16 protein-coding genes are annotated in these 18,279 nt (G+C 70.5%); 7 read left to right on the forward strand and 9 right to left on the reverse strand.

What is annotated here, in order from left to right; all coding sequences use genetic code 11:
* Nucleotides 1-196: 196 nt before the first annotated feature.
* Both ACFY5C_RS23060 and ACFY5C_RS23065 read right to left on the reverse strand, forming a co-directional pair.
* Nucleotides 197-631, reverse strand: coding sequence for a DUF6114 domain-containing protein (locus ACFY5C_RS23060; RefSeq protein WP_389446989.1), 435 nt, complete (start codon nt 629-631; stop codon nt 197-199).
* Entirely contained in the window at nt 631-1,323 is a 693-nt protein-coding gene (locus ACFY5C_RS23065; protein ID WP_389447204.1) for a DUF6230 family protein, read from the reverse strand. The genes ACFY5C_RS23060 and ACFY5C_RS23065 overlap by 1 nt, the downstream gene beginning before the upstream one ends.
* A 669-nt stretch (nt 1,324-1,992) precedes the next feature.
* Here ACFY5C_RS23065 and ACFY5C_RS23070 point away from each other — a divergent pair.
* Entirely contained in the window at nt 1,993-2,634 is a 642-nt protein-coding gene (locus ACFY5C_RS23070; protein WP_389446991.1) for a Tat pathway signal sequence domain protein, read from the forward strand.
* An 18-nt stretch (nt 2,635-2,652) separates the two neighbouring features.
* Here ACFY5C_RS23070 and ACFY5C_RS23075 read toward each other — a convergent pair whose 3' ends face one another.
* Nucleotides 2,653-3,597 carry a lytic polysaccharide monooxygenase gene (locus ACFY5C_RS23075; protein ID WP_389447206.1) on the reverse strand — a complete coding sequence of 315 codons (945 nt, stop codon included), beginning with the start codon at nt 3,595-3,597 and terminating at the stop codon, nt 2,653-2,655.
* A 424-nt stretch (nt 3,598-4,021) separates the two neighbouring features.
* Between ACFY5C_RS23075 and ACFY5C_RS23080 the strand changes: the two genes are divergently transcribed.
* Nucleotides 4,022-5,836, forward strand: a complete 1,815-nt coding sequence (locus tag ACFY5C_RS23080; RefSeq protein ID WP_389446993.1) for a S8 family serine peptidase — start codon at nt 4,022-4,024, stop codon at nt 5,834-5,836.
* Nucleotides 5,837-5,956: 120 nt separating this feature from the next.
* Here the strand turns inward: ACFY5C_RS23080 and ACFY5C_RS23085 are convergent, their stop codons facing one another.
* Entirely contained in the window at nt 5,957-6,634 is a 678-nt protein-coding gene (locus ACFY5C_RS23085) for a ScbR family autoregulator-binding transcription factor (protein WP_389446995.1), read from the reverse strand.
* Between the two features lie 179 nt (nt 6,635-6,813).
* On the opposite strand from ACFY5C_RS23085, the gene ACFY5C_RS23090 reads away from it, so the two are divergent.
* The 3 genes from ACFY5C_RS23090 to ACFY5C_RS23100 all read left to right on the forward strand — a co-directional run bounded on the left by ACFY5C_RS23090 (nt 6,814) and on the right by ACFY5C_RS23100 (nt 9,693).
* The gene (locus ACFY5C_RS23090; RefSeq protein ID WP_389446997.1) at nt 6,814-7,755 is read left to right on the forward strand and encodes a ScbA/BarX family gamma-butyrolactone biosynthesis protein; all 942 of its coding nucleotides are present in this window, start codon (nt 6,814-6,816) and stop codon (nt 7,753-7,755) included.
* A gap of 71 nt (nt 7,756-7,826) precedes the next feature.
* On the forward strand, nt 7,827-8,474 hold the full coding sequence (locus ACFY5C_RS23095; RefSeq protein WP_389446999.1) for a ScbR family autoregulator-binding transcription factor: 648 nt from the start codon (nt 7,827-7,829) through the stop codon (nt 8,472-8,474).
* A gap of 31 nt (nt 8,475-8,505) precedes the next feature.
* Nucleotides 8,506-9,693: a damage-control phosphatase ARMT1 family protein gene (locus ACFY5C_RS23100; protein ID WP_389447001.1), complete on the forward strand. Its 1,188-nt coding sequence runs from the start codon at nt 8,506-8,508 to the stop codon at nt 9,691-9,693.
* Nucleotides 9,694-9,721: 28 nt separating this feature from the next.
* Here the strand turns inward: ACFY5C_RS23100 and ACFY5C_RS23105 are convergent, their stop codons facing one another.
* Nucleotides 9,722-10,993 carry a cytochrome P450 gene (locus tag ACFY5C_RS23105; RefSeq protein WP_389447003.1) on the reverse strand — a complete coding sequence of 424 codons (1,272 nt, stop codon included), beginning with the start codon at nt 10,991-10,993 and terminating at the stop codon, nt 9,722-9,724.
* Nucleotides 10,990-11,781, reverse strand: a complete 792-nt coding sequence (locus ACFY5C_RS23110; protein WP_389447005.1) for an alpha/beta fold hydrolase — start codon at nt 11,779-11,781, stop codon at nt 10,990-10,992. Before ACFY5C_RS23110 ends, ACFY5C_RS23105 begins: the two co-directional genes overlap by 4 nt.
* Before the next feature lie 98 nt (nt 11,782-11,879).
* On the opposite strand from ACFY5C_RS23110, the gene ACFY5C_RS23115 reads away from it, so the two are divergent.
* The gene (locus ACFY5C_RS23115) at nt 11,880-12,191 is read left to right on the forward strand and encodes a hypothetical protein (protein ID WP_389447208.1); all 312 of its coding nucleotides are present in this window, start codon (nt 11,880-11,882) and stop codon (nt 12,189-12,191) included.
* A 35-nt stretch (nt 12,192-12,226) separates the two neighbouring features.
* Here ACFY5C_RS23115 and ACFY5C_RS23120 read toward each other — a convergent pair whose 3' ends face one another.
* Complete coding sequence (locus ACFY5C_RS23120) at nt 12,227-13,468, reverse strand: endonuclease/exonuclease/phosphatase family protein (RefSeq protein WP_389447007.1); 1,242 nt, start codon at nt 13,466-13,468, stop codon at nt 12,227-12,229.
* Nucleotides 13,469-13,645: 177 nt separating this feature from the next.
* Here ACFY5C_RS23120 and cyc2 point away from each other — a divergent pair, with 177 nt between their 5' ends.
* The gene (cyc2, locus tag ACFY5C_RS23125; RefSeq protein ID WP_389447009.1) at nt 13,646-15,805 is read left to right on the forward strand and encodes a germacradienol/geosmin synthase Cyc2; all 2,160 of its coding nucleotides are present in this window, start codon (nt 13,646-13,648) and stop codon (nt 15,803-15,805) included.
* Here cyc2 and ACFY5C_RS23130 read toward each other — a convergent pair.
* Together ACFY5C_RS23130 and ACFY5C_RS23135 are read right to left on the reverse strand one after the other, a co-directional pair.
* Nucleotides 15,798-17,309 (reverse strand): hypothetical protein, encoded by a 1,512-nt coding sequence (locus ACFY5C_RS23130; protein WP_389447011.1) that lies wholly within the window; start codon nt 17,307-17,309, stop codon nt 15,798-15,800. The two genes, cyc2 and ACFY5C_RS23130, sit on opposite strands and share 8 nt — an antisense overlap.
* Before the next feature lie 208 nt (nt 17,310-17,517).
* Nucleotides 17,518-18,261 (reverse strand): hypothetical protein, encoded by a 744-nt coding sequence (locus tag ACFY5C_RS23135; RefSeq protein ID WP_389447013.1) that lies wholly within the window; start codon nt 18,259-18,261, stop codon nt 17,518-17,520.
* Nucleotides 18,262-18,279: the final 18 nt, after the last annotated feature.

Here is an 18,279-nt window from a genome sequence, read left to right on the forward strand (position 1 = left end):
TACCCAGCAGGACTGGGAAGTTGGCGGTCAGTGCACCAACCTAGGGGCGCGGGGAACTGCGCGACCAGCCCCCACGAACCCGCACCCGCCGAACTCCACAGACCTTTACGGCGCTCCGGGCGCGACGGCACCGCGCCGCACGGCCCCGGGCCGACGACCGCAGGCCGGAGAACCCGGTTCAGGCGGGCTCCCCGGCCTACTCGACGACAGCAGCCGCAACGCCATCCGCGCGCCGCTGTCGCTGCCACTTCCGCTGCCGCCGGCGCCTGGGCTCCTGATCAGGCAGCCACCCAAAGGCAAGACAACTCCCCGCGACCCCCAGCAGGAGCCCCACGAAGAAGCCCCCGAGGTTGGACGTGGGCCAGGACCCCAGGGAGACCAGCACCCCGGTGATCGAGTAGAAGAGCCGCTGAGCCGGATTGAACAGGATCAACAGCCCCAGCAGCAGCATCAGCGCCGGCAGCAGATAACCTGCCAGCCCCTGCATGCCGACATGAAGCACGACCTTCATGGACGCCTTCATGGTGAGCAGAATCTCCGCCCCGCCCAGGGCGAGCAGCACCCCGCCCCAGAACGGCCGGTCGGCCCGCCAACGACGGAAGGCCGACCGGAAACCTGAACGCTCCGCCATCAGCAACCCTTGCTGCTGAAGCCGAGTTTCAGCCCGGGAAGCTTGAACACGCCAGCAGTGGTCGCGTAGTTGGTCTGACGCAGGTTGGCGATGCGCACGGTGTCCGCCTGCTGGCTGAAGACGCCGATCGGCCCCTTCACCCCGGCCTTGGTCAAGGTGCTCGCGTCGTTGCCGATCTCGATGTTGTTGAACGCCGCGTCACCCGACAGCTCGGTCGAGTCGGTGGTCAGATCGCTCGCGCTCACCTTCTCCGCTCCGCTGCCCGCGGTGATGAGCAGGTTCGTGCCGCCGAGGTCGACGCTCTGACACAGCTTCGTGAGCGTCGCGTTCTTGATCGCGGACGTGACGACCAGCACCTGGCCGCCGGTGTCCCCCTCGTTGGGGCTGCCCGGCGCCATGCTGTCGAGGCCGCCGAACTGCTCGAACCCGGTGCCGTCGAGCTCGGTCGCGGTGACGGTGAAGGGCATGCCGGAGATCGCGAACTGCACGCCCAGCGCGCCCTCGGCGGTGAGCACCGCGAGAGCGCCGGCGACCAGGGTGGCCGGCACCGCCATCACGGCGGCCCGCCGCGCCCGGACGCGCCCGCGTCTGGCGGGGCGGTCGGTGCTTTCGGACGCTTCGGACACGGAACCGCTTTCCGGGTTCCCGGGGGTGTGGTCGGCGGACGAAGTGACGTCCGAGGACGAGGCCATAACTGCTCCCAGATGCAAAAAGTGCGGGTAGGGCATCAGTGGCACGTTGTCCTGGCGCGGACAGCGCCCACGGCGCACGCCCCTCGCAACTCCCGGCGGGTGCAAGGGCTTTCTCGTACTCCGCAGTAGCCAGCCCGGAAGTTACCGGTGGTTACACCTGAGGGTCAAGGCGCTTGTGGGAAAAGAGTGTTGATTGTGTGTCACCTGTGAGTTCTTTTCGCCCGCGACTTCCCCGGACGTCACGAGAACAGTCGATGAAAGCAAGCAACTCCCTTGCCATACCTTGACGTTGACTGACACTCAGGTCTACAACTCTCCCTGGCTCTCCCCTGGATCCGTGGCGCCGGATCCGCCGTCGTGTGGCCCGTGGCCCGCGTTCCCGGACTTGATGTCCTTCACATTGCGCGAGATCACTTCACGGCGCCGTCACGGTCGCTTCCCCCCTCGGCCCGTGCCGGACGCCCTTCCCCGCCCGGTCCGTCCGGAGCCCTCCCCACGGTCTCCGGCCGGCCACCGGTCGGCTGTCGTTGCCGGTCCGTGTCGTACGGAGAAGGCGTCACGGACCGGCAACGGAGCAAACCGACTCGCGAACGAGCCCCCACCGAACCCCCTGAGCCGCGCAGCTGCCCTCAGGGCACACCCCCGCAACGAAAGTCGAGGTACACCCGCATGCGCGCACGCACCCTCCTCACCCTCGCCGGCACCGTCGCAACCCTCGGGCTCGCCGTCCCCGCCTCGGCCGCCGACACACCGGTACTGACCACCACCGACGGAGCGGCGGTCGCGGTCGGCGCCGTGCTCGACGCCAACCTGGCGAGCGGCACCGCCGCCACCTTCTACTCCAGCGCGACCGGCACCAGCGGCATCTCCTGCACCAAGTCGGCGTTCTCCGCCACCGTCACCGACAACCCCGCCGCCCCCGGCACCGCCACCGAGTCGCTGACCTCCCACACCTTCGACACCAGCGGCTGCACCGCCAACGTCACCGGTGTGCTCGGCGTCAGCGGCATCACCGTCGACAACCTGCCGTACACCACCAGCGTGTCCTCCGACGGCACCGTCACCGTGACCCCGGCGGCGGGCTCCGCCGTCCAGTCCACGGTCAAGCTGCGCACCCTGCTCGGCACGATCACCTGCGTCTACCAGGCGCCCGGCCTCTCCGGCACGGCGAGCAACGCCGACAACAGCATCGCCTTCACCCAGCAGCCGTTCACCAAGACGTCCGGTTCGTCGCTGTGCTTCAACAGCGCCTACTTCACCGCCAAGTACGCCCCGGTGACCAGCTCGGGCCTCGCGGTCAACGTCAACTGACCTTCGTGCGGCGGTGGTTCACCGCCGACGCAAACGCAGGACGAGGGCGGCGCCGCCGGTGAGTACCAGTACCGCCGCGGCGCCGCCCGCCAGTACGGGGGTGGACGGCCCCGAGCCGGTGTCCGTGCCGGAGGCCACCGGCGTGCTGTCGCTCTGGGGCTGCGCCGGCACCGGGTTCCGGGCCGGCGGCTGGGAAGTGCGCTGTTCGGTCGCCGGCGAAGGGCTGCTGTCCGTGCGCTTCCCACCGACGCTCGGGGAGGCGGTCGCGGAGCGCTCCCCCTTGCCCGGGGAAGCCGTCGCGGAGCCCTCGCCGCCCTGCTTCTCCGCCTGCGGGAAGACCACGTCCGAGCACGAGTAGTAGGTGTCCGGCGTGCTGCTGTTCTGCCAGATCGTGTACAGCACATGGCGTCCGGTCCGGTCGGACGGCAGGGTCGCCCGGATCCGGTACGCCCCGTCCGTCAGCGCCGGGTCCTTCACCACCGCGAACGGCTGCTCCGCGAGGTCGGACCAGGTGAGCGGCTTCGTCGGGTCGTAGCCGGGCTTGGTGAGGTAGAGCTTGAAGGTGCCCGTGTGCGGGATCGTGGACACGTACCGCATCGTCAGGGCGGACCCCGGAGTGAGCCGGGTCGACGGCCAGTCGGCGCGGGCGAGGTCGAGGCCCCGGTAGGCGGGCAGCCCGCCACTGCACAGCTGCCCGTCGGGGACGACCTGCCGGTCCCGGCCGTTGACGTTCGCGATCCGCAGGTTGTCCCAGGCCGTGAAGGGCGCGCCGTTCGAGGCGATCGCCGCCCGGCATGCCGACGTGGACGCGCTGCCGCCGTCGGGGGAGCAGGCGTACACCCGGCTGGTCGGATCCGTCGGCGCACCGTGCGCATGGGCCGGGCCGGCCGCCCACACCGTGAGCAGCAAGGGCGTGACGGCGGCGGCCGTCAGAGCGGTGCGGTGCGATCTCATCCAGGGCATCCGGGACATCCGGAACGTCTCCTCGGCCGGTGCGGAAGGGTCCTCGTGCAGTACGGGAAACCGGCCCGGCGCGTTCACTGCGTGACGAGTCGGGCAAAGTCCGCCAATACCGGTCAACCATGCGACGTAGAGGGTGGGTTTCCGGCCGGATCGAGGGTTTCCCCTGTATCCGGATGACCAGCTCTTTGCCTATCGTTCGACCACAGCCGCCCCACAGGTAACCCCGAACGGGGCGTAGCTCGCGCCAGGCCGGCCGCCGCACCCCGCACTACGCACCGCCCCACCTGCGTTCGTCGCATTGCCCCGCCTTCGCCGCACTGCCCCCACCTGCCCACCCGGTGGACCCCCCGCCGCTTCGAGGACGAAGCGAATCGACCGCCGCTCCGCGCTGCCCGGAGTACGGCCGGCCACGAAAGGCAAGCCCTTGCGTACCTCCACTCCCCTCAGACGGAAGCTGATATCCGTCGCCGCGGTCTCCGCCGCGCTCTTCACGGCCGCCACCACCACAGTCGCCGTGGCCCAGGATTCCCCCACCAAGGAAGCCGCCGCCCCCATCCCCGCGGCCCAGACCGAGGCCGCCCCCGGCACCACGGCCGAGCGCCTCATCGTCGGCTACAAGTCCGGCGCAGCCGAGGCCAAGTCGAACAAGGCCGCCGAGTCCGACGCCGCCGCCAAGGGCAAGGAGGCCGGCGAGAACCTCGACTTCCAGCGCCGCCTCGGCTCCGGCGCCGCCCTCGTCGACCTCGGTGAGAACCTGACCAGGACGGACGTCGCCGACGTCGTCGCCGAGTACCGGGCCGACCCGCAGGTCGCCTACGTCGTACCGGACCGGCTGAACAAGCCGCTGGCCACCCCCAACGACACCGACTACGCCAAGCAGTGGGACCTGTTCGAGTCCACTGCGGGCATGAACGTGCCGGGCGCGTGGGACGTCGCGACCGGCAGCGGTGTGACCGTCGCCGTCATCGACACCGGTTACGTCACCCACTCCGACCTCGGCGCCAACATCGTCGGCGGCTACGACTTCATCTCCGACACCGCGGTCTCCAACGACGGCAACGGCCGTGACAGCAACCCGGCCGACACGGGCGACTGGACCACCGACGGCCAGTGCGCCGCCGACTGGGAGGCCTCGACCTCCTCGTGGCACGGCACCCACGTCGCGGGCACCATCGCCGCGGTCACCAACAACGGCAAGGGTGTCGCGGGCATCGCCCACGGTGCGAAGGTCTCCCCGCTGCGGGTCCTCGGCCAGTGCGGCGGCTACGACTCCGACATCATCGACGCCATCACCTGGGCGTCCGGCGGTACGGTCTCCGGCGTCCCGGCCAACGCCAACGTCGCCAAGGTCATCAACATGAGCCTCGGCGGGGGCGGCGCCTGCACCACCGCGACCCAGAGCGCCATCAACGCCGCCGTGAACCGCGGCACCACGGTGGTCGTCGCGGCCGGCAACAGCAACGCCAACGCCGCCAACTACTCGCCGGCCAGCTGCAGCAACGTCATCAGCGTGGCGGCCGCCGACCGCCAGGGGAACCGCTCCTACTACTCCAACTACGGCTCGGTCGTCGACATCGCCGCTCCGGGCGGCGAGACCAACTCCGTCACGGCCAACGGCATCCTGTCCACGCTGAACTCCGGCGCCCAGGGCCCGTCCTCCGAGAGCTACGAGTACTACCAGGGCACCAGCATGGCCGCCCCGCACGTCGCCGGCCTGGCCGCGCTGATGAAGTCGGCCAACGCGTCGCTGACCCCGGCGCAGATCGAGTCCGCGATCAAGACCAACTCGCGTACGCTGCCCGGAACTTGCTCGGGCGGCTGCGGCGCCGGCCTCGCGGATGCGACCAAGACGGTGCAGGCGGTGAGCGGCAGCTCCGGCGGCTCCACGGGGGGCACCACCTTCACCAGCACCTCCGCCGTCTCCATCCCGGACAACGGCTCCGCGATCGAGTCCTCCATCGCCGTCAGCGGCCGCAGCGGCAACGCCCCGTCGGCTCTCCAGGTCGGCGTGGACATCACGCACACCTACCGCGGTGACCTGGTCATCGACCTGGTCGCTCCGGACGGTTCGACGTACCGCCTGAAGTCGGCCAGCTCCTCGGACTCCGCGGACAACGTCAGCGCCACCTACACGGTGAACGCGTCGGGCGAGACCGCCAACGGCACCTGGAAGCTGCGCGTCCAGGACACGGCGGCCCAGGACACGGGCCGGCTCAACAGCTGGAAGCTGACCTTCTGAGCGAACGGTTACCACAAGCGGGCGGGCCGGCCGGTGCGGATGGGGCATCGGCCGGCCCGCCGTTCGTCACGGCTCCGACCGGAGTGACAAAAACCGCCACTCCGGTCGGTGACTGTGCACTCAGCGTACGGACAGATCCATGTCGGCCTGCTCGACGTCGGCCTCGCCGACAGCGGCCAGCACCCGGACCCCGCGGTCGGGCTCGCGGTCGATGCCGGTCAGCAGGCCCGGCACCGCGATGCTCGGCAGGATGTGTCCCCACAGGACCGAGATCCGCTCGGCCAGATCCTCCCGGTCGGTCAGCGCCAGGGACATCAGCTGGAGTCCCGCGAACGCCCCGACCAGCAGCTCCACCGTCTGCCTCGGTACCACCGTGGGCAGCAACTCGCCCTGGTCACGGGCCTGTTCGAGCAGCCCGACCAGATGGTCCGCCCACTGCCGGAACGGCCCGGCGTCGTCGACACCGGGCGGAGCGCTCTGATCCACGGCCAGCCGCACGCTGCCCTTGAGCAGGGAGTTGCCGATCAGCCGCTGCCCGAACACGAAGGTCATGTCGACGAGTTCCTGCAGCTTGCACGGCTGCGGCGGCACCACGCCGAACGGCATCTGCTCGTTCAGCACGGCCTGGGCGAGGGATTCCTTGGACGGGAAGTGGAAATACAGGGCGCCCTTCGTGACCTCGGCCCGCTCCAGGACCATCGAGATGGTCGTCGCCGCGTACCCGTGCTCGTCGAAGACCGCGCCCGCGGCCTCCAGAATCACCCTCCGCGTTCTGATGGCGCGCTCCTGCCTCGCCATAACAGCCCCTCCGCTGCACCGAGTCGGCCTGTGCGCCGGGCGTGCGCCGGAGCGGTTCGGGCACGGCCGGGCGACCCAAGGCCGCATTGAAAACAAACCGGTCGCCTCGTACTCTAACGCTCGCGGCACGGGCACCTCGCCGTTGTCAGCGCACACTCGGGGGGACCCAAGGAGGGGACATGTCTCATCCGCGGCAACTCGCCACGGCTCCGCTCACCGAGACCCCGGTGGCACCGCAAGGCCTGACCGCCACGGTACCTCGCCAGCTCGTCCACCGGGCCTCGGTCGCGGAAACGTTTCTCACCGGTGCGACCAGCACCGGAGAGGACCGGTTCACCGTCTTCGCCGAGTGGCCGCGCGCTCACCAGTTACACGTGTCGCCGGACCGGTCGGCATACGAGCCGCTGCTCGTCGCCGAGACTGTCCGCCAGGCCGGCACACTCATCGCGCACACCGGCTACGAAGTCCCGCTGGACCATCAGTTCGTGCTGACGGAGCTGCGGATCACCACGCGTCCCGAGCATCTGGCCATCGGCCCGGCACCCGCCGAACCCGTCCTCCACATAACGGTCTGCGACGTCACCCGTCGCGGCGGCCGCCCGGCCGGATTCCGCTACGACGCGGAGATATGGCTCGATGACCAGTGCGTCGGGACCGCACACGTGGCCGCCACCTGGACCAGCGCAGCCGTCTACCGCCGACTGCGCGGCGGGCGCACCGCGGCCACCGTGTCCGTCCTGCCCGTCCCGCCCGCTCTGCCGCCCTCGGCCGTGGACCGCGCCCTGCCCGCGGACGTCGTCCTCGCGCCGGCCGAGGTCCCCGACCGCTGGCAACTGCGAGTCGATACCGGCCATGCTGTTTTCTTTGATCACCCACTCGATCATGTTCCAGGCATGCTGCTGCTGGAAGCCGTCCGTCAGGCCATACCTGCCCGGACCCGGAAGTCCCCCCGCAGGCCCGCTTCCTTCCATGCCGTCTTCCATCAGTACGCCGAACTCGACCTGCCTCTTTGGATCGAGGCCGTGGGAGGGCCGGGTGCGCACGGCACCGATGTGCAAGTCGTGGGACGGCAGGGAAAGTCGACGGTTTTCGAGTGCGGGGTGGGCACCGAGGAGGGCTGAGCTATCGTGTACGGGGAGTAAGAAACAAACGGCGCGACCCGTTCTTTTCCGGCCCCAGGAGAGTTCAGCTGATGGCGAGGCAGTTACGAGCGGAACAGACCCGCACCACGATCCTCACGGCCGCCGCCGAACTGTTCGACCGTCACGGCTATGAATCGACGAGCCTCAGCGACATCGTCGAGCACGCCCAAGTCACCAAGGGCGCCCTGTACTTCCACTTCGCGGCGAAGGAGGATCTGGCCCAGGCGATCATGGAGCTCCAGTCCCGTGCGTCGCGTCAGGTCGCGGCGGAGATGGACGGCAGGGGCTACACCTCGCTGGAGGCCCTGATGCGCACGACGTTCGGCATCGCGCGGCTGTCCGTCGAGGGCCCCATCCCCAGGGCCGGTCTGCGCCTCGCCACCGGGGGAGCGGTGATACGGCCGCCCCTGCGGCACCCCTTCACCGAGCTGCTGGACATCACCACCCGCAAACTCCTGGGCGCCGCCAAGGAGTCCGACCTGCACCCGGACATCGACGCCGAGGCCGCGGCCAACTCGCTCGTGTGCTTCTTCGTCGGCACCCGCGTCGTCGGCCGCTCCCTCGAACCCGTCGCCCGCCAGCCCCGCAGGGTGGCGGAGATGTGGCACATCATGATCCGCGGTCTGGTCCCGGTGCCCCGCCGGGCCCGCTACCTCACCCTCGCGACGCAGCTGGAGCGGGAGATCAGAGCCGTATGACAGGCCTGACCCGCGCGATACGGTGAGGCGTATGCCCGAGAGGTCCCACACCCCGCCCGCGCCCGTGCTCCTCGGGAACGAACCCGGCTCGTTCCCGCACAGCGTCCTCGCCGAACGGCACCCCGCGATCATCCGGCAGGTGCGGGAGTCCTTCCCGTACGGCCCCGAGCAGCACCGAGCGCTGGACGCGCTCCTCGACAGCTGCACCAAGGGTGTGATCGAACCGCTGCCCGCCGACGCGCACGACCGGGACCGCTGGACGGACTGGGGCGCCGGCGCCCACACCGGCCGTTCCTGGTTCGACGTACCGTGGCTGTGGTCCGAGAGCTACTTCTACCGCCAACTCCTCGAAGCCGTCGGGTACTTCACTCCCGGGCCCTGGCAGGGCATCGACCCCTTCCGCCCCTCCAAGACGGCCGAACTCGACGCCCCGGAGACGGACGAGGAGCTCGCCGCCCTCGACGACCTCGCGGACCGGCCCGCCGACGAACAGAGCGAGGCCCTGCTGCACGGCTCCCTGTGGGGCAACCGGGCCGACCTCGGCTTCCGCCTGTCCGCCGCACACGACGAGGCCTCCACGGACACCCCGCTCCTCGTGGCCGACGACAGCGACGCCCTCTGGTCCCTGCTCCCGCCCTCCGGCTCCGCCACCCTGTGTCTGATCGCCGACAACGCGGGCCGCGAACTCGTCCCCGACCTGCTCCTCATCGCCCACCTCCTCACCCAGGGGCGGATCGGCCGGGCAGTCCTGCACATCAAGGCGTACCCGTACTACGTCTCCGACGCCCCGCAAGCCGACGTGCTCGACGCCCTGCGCCGGCTGACGGCGGCGCAGGGTGCGGCGGCTGCGTACGGCCAGGTCCTCTGGTCGGCGATGACGGACGGCCGCCTCACCGTCCGCGCCCACCCCTTCTCGTGCGCCCCGCTGCCCTACGCGGCGATGCCCGGCGACCTCCGTGACGAGCTCGCCGCGGCCACGCTCACCATCGTCAAGGGCGACCTCAACTACCGGCGTCTGGTGGGCGACCGCCTCTGGCCGCCGACCACGCCGTTCGCCGACGTCGCCGCGTACTTCCCCGGCCCGGTGGCCGCCCTGCGCACCCTGAAGTCCGACGTGATCACCGGCCTGGACGCCCCTACGGAGGCGGCGCTGGTGGCGGCGGAGGGACAGAAGTGGCGCACGGGCGGGACGCATGCGCTCATCCAGGTACGCACGTGACGACCCCGCGCCGTCGATCCGCTGCGGCTCAACCGACTCGCACCGGCAGCGACTTGAGCCCGTTGATGAAGTTCGACACCAGCCGCTCAGGCTCTCCCGCGGTCCTGAGGACGGGCATCCCCCGCAGGACCTCCCGGTAGAGCACCCGCAGCTGGAGCCGCGCGAAGTGGGCGCCCAGGCAGACGTGCGGGCCGTCGCCGAAGGACACGTGCGGATTGGGCGTGCGGGACAGCTCCAGCCGGTCGGGGTCGGCGAAAGCCCGCTCGTCACGGTTGGCGGATGCATGGAAGACGACCACCTTGTCGCCCGCACGGATGTGCCGGCCCGCGAGCTCCGTGTCCTGTGCGGCAGTGCGGCGGAAGGTGAGGACCGGCGGATGCCAGCGCAGCAGTTCGTCCACGGCGGGGAGCAGTTCGACATGCCCCGTCCGCAAACGGTCGTACGACTCCGGGTGCCCGGCCAGCGCCAGCAGCCCGCCCGGCGCCGCGCTGCGGACGGTGTCGTTGCCGGCCACCGTGAGCAGGAAGAAGAACATCTCCAGCTCGGCATCGGCGAGTTCGGCGTCATGGGCGAGGGTGGTCATGACGTCGTCGTCGGGGTAGCGCCGCTTGTGCGCGGCCAGTTGCCGGGCGTACCCGAACATGTCCCGCAGCATCGCGGGCGACCGCGGATTGACCGGCCTGCCCTGCGCGTCGAGCACCGGGGTGCCCGCCTCGTCGGGGTCCTGGTAGCCGATGACCCGCTGCGTCCAGTGCAGCAACAGCTTGCGGTCGGCCTCCGGCACGCCCAGCAGGTCGGCGAGGTTGAGCAGGGCGTAGTCGTCGGTCACGGCGGTGACGAGATCGACGGTGCCGTCCGCAGCTCGGGCGGTCTCCAGGGCGTGCGTGAGGAGCGTGCGGGCGCGTGCCTGCGCGACCCTTGCGAAACGGTCCACGCGGCCGGGGGTGAAGGCCCGGCTCACCAGCCGCCTCAAGCGGCCGTGTCCCGGTGGATCCTGATTGAGCATCATGCGGCGGATGAACGGCAGGTCGTCCGGGTCGGGGTCGCGGATCTGGGTCGCGCCGATGAACGAGGAGTACGTCGCCGAGTCCTTGAGCACGCGCACGACGTCTGCGTGCCGGGTCACGGCCCAGAACCCGGGGCCGGCCGGCCAGCCCAGCACCTCGGGTTCGTCCTGCCGGGCCACGGGATGGTGGTCGCGCAGGATGCGATAGGCGTCGTGGGGCACGCCGTTGGCGTACTGCCGGGGGTCGAAGACGTCGGGGACTTCGGGGACCGGGGGTGCGTGGTGGTCCGTCACGCCTGCTCGCCCTCGTGCGGGCCGTCCGCGCGCAGGAAGTCCTCGGCCACCCGGATCAGCTCCAGCGGGGTCTCGTCCATGGGGTAGTGGCCGGCAGCGGTGAGGTCGTGCAGTTCGGCGCGGGGGTACCAGGTCATCCACGTCCGGCGGAGCAGGTCGGCCGAGAGGGCCGGGTCGAGTGCTCCCGCCACCGCGAGCGCGGGTACCAGCGAGCCCTCCACCTGCCTGTGGAAATCCTCCCCGGCCCACGAGTCCAGCCAGGCGCGGAACGCCTTCTGGTCGCTGACGGCGAGCGAACGCGCGACCATGCGGTCGAGCCACGCGGCCGGGCGGTGGCCACCGGTGGTGATGTCGATGATGGCGCGCCGGTTCTCCGGTTTGTGTGCCGCGTCCGCGAACAACTCCCACTGTTCCGGCGGCAGGTCCAGACCCGACGCGGGCACCGGTGAGACCCCGACCAGCCTGCGCAGCCGGTGCGGGGCCACGGCGAGGAGGCGCTGCCCGACCGCGCCGCCCATCGAGTGTCCGACCACGGAGAACCGCTCCCAGCCGAGCCGGCCGGCCAGTTCCACCAGGTCGAGGGCCGCTTCAGTGGTCGTGTACGCGCCGACGGCGCTCTTCGCGTCGCCGTAGCCGCGCAGATCGACGAGGGCGTAGGTGAACTCCGTACGGTCGAGGTCCGGCAGGACACCCCCGTAGGCGGACCGATCGGCGAACCAGCCGTGCACGGCGAACACCTTGTGGGCACCTGTGCCGTGCAGCTCGTGCGGGAGCGTGAAGGAGGTCATGCGACCAAGGTGGCGTATATCCGTGAAGACCGACAGATGCCGCCCTCCACATCGCCCGGGACCGTGGCCTGTTCGAGAAGGAAGGTCTCGACGTCCGCATCCAGCAGATCCAGCAGAGTCTCCAGGCCCTGCCGGTCCTGGCCAAGGGCCAGATCGACATGGTCGCGAGCGCGAACTACGTCACCTATCTCCAGGCTCACGGCACGACGATCGTCTTCGTCACCCATGACATCGACGAGAGCGTCTACCTGGGCGACCGCGTCGTCCTACTGTCCCCGGGGCCCGGCGCCAAGGTCGTCCTGGACCCGCCCGTCGAACTCCCCGGCACCCGGGACCGGATCACGACCCGGGGCCCCGCGGAGTTCGTCGCACTGAGGTCGGAGGTGGGGCGGGCGGTGCGCAACAGGTAGGGCGTCCGGGAGCCGCCGCCACCTGCCCGTGCCGCTCAGCTCACGCGCACGTCCTGCCACACCAGCCGGTGGTCGGACGTCGGCACCGTCTTCCCGTCTCCCACCAGCCGGTACAGCGGGTCGTCGGAGGTCGGCCAGAAGACGTCGTTCGCGCCCGGTATCAGGCCCCTGGACGGGATGACGTAGTCGACGCGCAGGTTCCCGGGGGCCGTGTCGCCGAAGTCGGACGTGTCGTACGCCGGGTCGCCGAGGTGCGAGGTGTTGGCGCCGCCCTGGAGCTTCGCGGCCTCTACGCCGCCCGCGCTGGCCGGCGGGGTGGCCGGAAGGTTCACCGCCGGGTGGTCGAGCAGCTGCCGGATGGCGTGGGCGTAGCTGTCGCCGTCGTACGGATCCGCGTTGTAGTCGCCCGCGATCACGAACCGTGCCCCGGACCGCAGCCCGCCGCGCACGCCCTTGTCGTCGTACAGGTAGGAGCTGCGTCGGCGCCCGCCGATGTAGTCGGCCCACAGCCGGATCTCGTCGTGGTTGCGGCGGCCGTTGCGGTCCTCGGTGCCGTCGAAGGTGGGCGGCGTCGGGTGCGACACCAGGAAGTGCACGGTGGAGTGGCCGATGCGCACCGGCACGTCCCAGTGGCTCTTCGACGACAGGCGGAGGATCGCGCGGGCCTCGTCGCTGTAGTAGCCCGGGGGCATCACGTGGCCCGGCATGTCCCGCCACAGGAAGTGCTGGAAGGTGCGCACCGCGCGCGTGTCGATCGGATACTTCGACAGGACGACCATGCCGTACTGCCCCGGGAACCAGCCGTAGCCGTACGCGTCCTGCCCGTAGGCGTCCGAACCGGGCGTCGTGACCGCGCCGTTCTTCCCGTCGAGGTCCACGCCGGAGGCGACGCCCGTGTTCACCGGACCGGTGAAGTGGTACGGGAAGCGGACGGGCTTGGCCCCGTTGTGGCCGACGGACAGGTAGTTGCGCAGGAACAGACGGACCGCCTTGCCCCGCTCGTCGTAGTCGAACTCGTTGATCAGCAGGATGTCCGGGTCGACGCGCTGGATCGTCTCGGCGGCATTGCGCGCCTGGGCGTTGTCCGGCGTGGACAGGTCGGTGATCAGCGCGCCCTCGGTGCCGCGGTTCAGGGAGGCGTTGAAGGTGGCGAACCGCACGGACCGGCGGCCGTGCTGCTCGGCCGCCGAGGCCGGGAACGCCGCGGTCGTGGCGAGCGCCGCCCCGGCGAGGGAGGCGAGTGCCGTGCGGCGGGAGAGTGATCCGGTGTGGTTCATCGCGACTCCGGGGAGGGAGGGGGACACGGGGGACATGAGGCTCGAAAAGTCTGCGCGCGTAGAGATGAACGCCGCAAGGCCCCTCGAGAACTCCCGGATTCACCCGCGATTCACGCGATGGTGTGATCATGTCCCGCGCCGTGGATGCCCGTTGGGGCCCAGGGGTAGGGCCCGGCCATGACGCAGCAGCCCTTCGAACTCCCGCACTTCTACATGCCGTATCCCGCGCAGCTGAACCCACATGTCGACGAGGCCCGTGCCCACTCGACCGAGTGGGCGCGCGAGATGGGAATGCTGGAGGGGTCCGGGATCTGGGAGCAGGCCGACCTGGACGCGCACGACTACGGCTTGCTCTGCGCGTACACCCACCCCGAATGCGACGGTCCCGCGCTCTCCCTGATCACCGACTGGTACGTGTGGGTCTTCTTCTTCGACGACCACTTCCTGGAGATCTTCAAGCGCACCCAGGACCGCGCCGGCGGCAAGGCCTACCTCGACCGGCTGCCCCTCTTCATGCCGATGGACCTGTCGACCCCGATGCCGGAGCCGCAGAACCCGGTGGAGGCGGGCCTCGCCGACCTGTGGACGCGCACGGTGCCCTCGATGTCGACCGACTGGCGCCGCCGCTTCGCCGTCGCCACCGAGCACCTGCTGAACGAGTCCCTGTGGGAGCTCTCCAACATCAACGAGGGCCGGGTGTCCAACCCGGTCGAGTACATCGAGATGCGCCGCAAAGTGGGCGGCGCCCCCTGGTCGTCGGGTCTTGTGGAGTACGCCACGGCCGAAGTCCCCGCGTCCGTCGCCGAGTCGAGGCCGCTGCGGGTGCTGATGGAGACCTTCTCCGATGCCGTGCACCTGCGCAACGACCTGTTCTCCTACCAGCGCGAGGTCGAGGACGAGGGCGAGCTCAGCAACGGCGTCCTGGTGCTGGAGACCTTCTTCGGCTGCACCACCCAGGAGGCCGCCGACACCGTCAACGACGTCCTGACCTCCCGCCTCCACCAGTTCGAGCACACCGCTTTCACCGAGGTTCCCGCCGTGGCGCTGGAGAAGGAGCTCACCCCCGGCGAGGTCGCCGCCGTCGCCGAGTACACCCGGGGCCTTCAGGACTGGCAGTCCGGCGGCCACGAATGGCACATGCGCTCCAGCCGGTACATGAACGCGCGCGCCGAACCGACGGCACCCTGGAAGGGGCTGACCGGTCCGGGCACGTCCGCCGCCGACGTCGGCGCGCTGCTCGCGGCGGCCGGTGCCGAACGCCTGCGTGCATACACGCACGTACCGTTCCAGAAGGTCGGCCCGTCCCGGCTTCCCGAGTTCTACATGCCCTTCCAACTGGAACTCAGCCCGCACCTCGAGGGCGCCCGGCGCCGCCTGACCGAGTGGACGCACCGCATGGGCATCCTTCAGGAAGGGGTCTGGGACGAGGACAAGCTCGCCGCCTACGACCTTCCCCTGTGCGCGGCAGGCCTGGACCCGGACGCCACACCCGAGGCTCTCGACCTCAGCTCCGACTGGCTCGCGTGGGGCACCTACGGCGACGACTACTACCCCCTCGTCTTCGGCCAGCGCCGCGACCTCGCCGCCGCCCGGCTGACCACCCAGCGCCTGGCGGCCTGCATGCCCCTCGAAGGCGAGGAGGCCACCGTGCCCCTCAACGCCATGGAGCGCGGCCTGGCCGACCTGTGGACCCGCACGACGGTGGACATGACCCCCGACCACCGGCGTTTCCTGAAGGACGCGGTCGACGTCATGACCGAGAGCTGGGTGTGGGAGCTGTCCAACCAGATGCAGAACCGCATCCCCGACCCGGTCGACTACCTGGAGATGCGCCGCGCCACCTTCGGCTCCGACCTCACCCTCAGCCTGTGCCGGATGGGCCACGGCCCCGCCGTCCCACCCGAGGTCTACCGCAGCGGCCCGGTCCGCTCGCTGGAGAACGCCGCCGTCGACTACGCCTGTCTCCTCAACGACGTCTTCTCGTACCAGAAGGAGATCGAGTACGAGGGCGAGATCCACAACGCGATCCTCGTCGTACAGAACTTCTTCGGCATCGGCTACCCGACCGCCCTCGACGTCGTCCACGACCTGATGACCCAGCGCATGCAGCAGTTCGAGCACGTGGCCGCGCACGAACTGCCCATCGTGTATGAGGACTTCGGTCTCTCGGAGGAAGCCCGGGAGATCATGGCGAACTACGTCGTCGACCTCCAGAACTGGATGGCGGGCATCCTGAACTGGCACCGGGAGGTCGACCGCTACAAGGCCGAGTACCTGTCGCGCCGCGCACACGGCTTCGTGCCGGACCGCCCGCCGGCCGTCCCCGTCCTCAGCTGAGCTCGCGCACCAGCGCGGTCGTCTCCTCGGCGAGCCTCCGGGCGCCGTTCGCGGCGTTCTCCGAGAGCTCGCCGAGTATCGCGTCGGCGGCCGGAAGGAGCGAGCGGGCCTCGTCGGGGAGGTGCGCCTCGATCAGGGCTTGGGTGAGCCGGTAGTGCTCCTCGGCTGTGAAGCGGCCGAGGTTCACACCTTCCCAGTGACGCAGGGAGTCGTCTCCGGGAGCCGCCAGGATCTCCCGCACCGCAGCCAAGGTCTGTACAGCTTGCTTCAGTTGACCGTCCTCACGCTCCAGACGGGCCTGGTCGAGGCGGGCCGAGACCCGGTCCCAGGCCTTCTCCTGCAATGCGGCGTAAAGGCGCTGCGCGCGTAGGGCCTGGGTGCGGTCGCCCAGCTCCTCGAAATCGCGGGCGAGCGCGCGCACCGGCGCCGTGGTCAGCGCCCGCTGCGCGTCGGGTCGCCGGAGTCTGCTCTGGTCCATGACGATCGCGTCGAGTTCACGGATCAGCGTCACCCGGGCGAGCTCGGTCATGCCCTGGTCCCGGGCGAGGTCGGTCCAGGTGGACACCGGCTCGTCAGCGGGATCCGTACCCAACAGCGAGTCGTCGAGCCCCTGCGCCCAGTCCCGCAACTCGTCCGGGCTCGCGCCGGGTTCGGGCATCCCGCCGAGAGCGCACGCCGTGTCGAAGTCCGTCTCACGCACCTCGTGCAGCAGCGGCAGGTCGTCGACGTCTCCGCGCAGCCCCACCAGCACGGCCGCGAGCCGCAGTTCTTCCGTCATCGAGGACCGCGTCTCGTGGCGCAACAGGTGCCGCAGCAGATCCAGGTCGCCCTCGGCCCGGTCGAACTGCGCGGCCCGCAAGGCGAGCCGGCGTCGCACGGGATCCTCCGCCACCGCGTCCCACGCCACCGCGTCGCCCGCACGCAGAAGCGTCAGATCGGCGCGGCCCTGTGCGAGCACCGGCTCCCACAGGGGCGGGCGCGGAAACGAGTCGAGCAGCCGATAGGCGTTGTGCTCCGCCCCGTTCAGCAGCAGAAAGCCGGGCTCGGTGCGCAGGAGCGCTGCCCGGAGCATGGCTTCGAGCTCGGCGGGGGAGCGCTCCGGAAAGCCCAGCGCGGCCCGCAGCTCGGTTCGCGCCACTTCGAGGTCACGGCTCCGGCTGGGCTCCGCCCCGACATCCCCTGCGCCCTCCTCCTCGTCGTGCCCCTCATCCCCGTCCTCCTCCTCCTCGAGGCCGATCATGATCTCCAGCGCCTCGTCGACGCTGGAGCCGACGATCCCGGCCGAGCCCTCCGAGTCGGCGTACAGCATCGACCCGTCCGCGCACACGAAGTACGTGCCGCCGGTGTCGTCCCCCGCCACTGCGTCGAGCGGGCCGCCCGAGGCGAGTCGGACCTCCTCGACGTGGCCGTGAGCGGCACGGCCGATGTCGAAGTTGAAGAGGTGGGCCGCAAGTTCGGCCAGGCAGGGGTTGTTCCGGAGCACCCGCAGCGCGTGATCGGTCATGTCGCTGAACGTAACAGCCACGAGCGCGAGGACACGGGGATGATGCGGCCCTTCGTCGTCATGCCCGCGCAGGCGCTGAAGTTCGACCCACGGCGGCCACGGGGAGGGGCACACGGGCCGACGTACGGGTGCAGGGCAGGGGCTGACGTACGGGTGCAGGACAGGGGCTGACGTACGGGTGCAGGTCGCGGTGACGGATGAGGGGACGTCACGCGCGCGTGCCGACCTTGCGCGCCGCGTGCTCGACCGCGGCTCGTGCCAGTGCGCGGACGATCGGGTGCGGGCGCGGGCCGTCGCCGGACAGTTCCGGCTGGAAGAGCGTGGCCAGGAAGAAGGGATGGCGGGGCAGTTCGGCGATCCGGACGTGACCGTCCTCGTCGTGCCCCGAGAAGCGCAGGCCGTGCGCGCGGAGGGTGTCGAGGTGGCGGGCGGGGCCGTAGGCGCAGAAGTACCGTTCGACGGTCCGTTCCGAGCCGATCACCGACTGCGCGAGCGAGCCCGGATCGACCCGGACCACCGCTTCGTGGCCGACCAGTGAGCAGGCGAGGGGTTCGATGAGGAAGTCGTCCGCGTCGGGGTCGTTCTCGGCGTGGGCGACCCTGGTCAGCCCGCACACCTCGCGGGCGTACTCGAGGAGCGCGTGCTGGAAGCCGCCGCATGTGCCGAGGAACGGGATCCCCTCCTGGCGCGCCGTGCGGATCGCGGACAGCACACCCTCCTCGCTGCGGTACGGGCTGCCCGGCAACACCCACACCGCGTCGAAGCCGCGCACCGCGTCGTCGGCGACCGCGTCCTGCGAAGGGATCCAGTAGGCGTCGAGGACAAGCCCCTCGCGCTCGGCGAGGGCGTCCAGCAGCAGCGGCACGCGCGTGTGCGAGACGACGTTGGGGGAGCGGTCCCCGACCAGGGCGAGCCTCGCGGTCGTTGCTGTCCGAGCAGCGGTGTTCGTCATGACCGTCATCCTGGGCGC

The organism is Streptomyces sp. NPDC012935, from assembly GCF_042900345.1.
Taxonomy (GTDB): domain Bacteria; phylum Actinomycetota; class Actinomycetes; order Streptomycetales; family Streptomycetaceae; genus Streptomyces.

Bases quoted from the DNA above. Each gene is read 5' to 3' on its own strand.
- ACFY5C_RS23060 (WP_389446989.1), bottom strand. From the start codon at position 631: ATGGCGGAGCGTTCAGGTTTCCGGTCGGCCTTCCGTCGTTGGCGGGCC.
- ACFY5C_RS23065 (WP_389447204.1), bottom strand. From the start codon at position 1,323: ATGGCCTCGTCCTCGGACGTCACTTCGTCCGCCGACCACACCCCCGGG.
- ACFY5C_RS23070 (WP_389446991.1), top strand. From the start codon at position 1,993: ATGCGCGCACGCACCCTCCTCACCCTCGCCGGCACCGTCGCAACCCTC.
- ACFY5C_RS23075 (WP_389447206.1), bottom strand. From the start codon at position 3,597: ATGCCCTGGATGAGATCGCACCGCACCGCTCTGACGGCCGCCGCCGTC.
- ACFY5C_RS23085 (WP_389446995.1), bottom strand. From the start codon at position 6,634: ATGGCGAGGCAGGAGCGCGCCATCAGAACGCGGAGGGTGATTCTGGAG.
- ACFY5C_RS23090 (WP_389446997.1), top strand. From the start codon at position 6,814: ATGTCTCATCCGCGGCAACTCGCCACGGCTCCGCTCACCGAGACCCCG.
- ACFY5C_RS23095 (WP_389446999.1), top strand. From the start codon at position 7,827: ATGGCGAGGCAGTTACGAGCGGAACAGACCCGCACCACGATCCTCACG.
- ACFY5C_RS23100 (WP_389447001.1), top strand. From the start codon at position 8,506: ATGCCCGAGAGGTCCCACACCCCGCCCGCGCCCGTGCTCCTCGGGAAC.
- ACFY5C_RS23110 (WP_389447005.1), bottom strand. From the start codon at position 11,781: ATGACCTCCTTCACGCTCCCGCACGAGCTGCACGGCACAGGTGCCCAC.
- ACFY5C_RS23120 (WP_389447007.1), bottom strand. From the start codon at position 13,468: ATGAACCACACCGGATCACTCTCCCGCCGCACGGCACTCGCCTCCCTC.
- cyc2 (WP_389447009.1), top strand. From the start codon at position 13,646: ATGACGCAGCAGCCCTTCGAACTCCCGCACTTCTACATGCCGTATCCC.
- ACFY5C_RS23130 (WP_389447011.1), bottom strand. From the start codon at position 17,309: ATGACCGATCACGCGCTGCGGGTGCTCCGGAACAACCCCTGCCTGGCC.
- ACFY5C_RS23135 (WP_389447013.1), bottom strand. From the start codon at position 18,261: ATGACGAACACCGCTGCTCGGACAGCAACGACCGCGAGGCTCGCCCTG.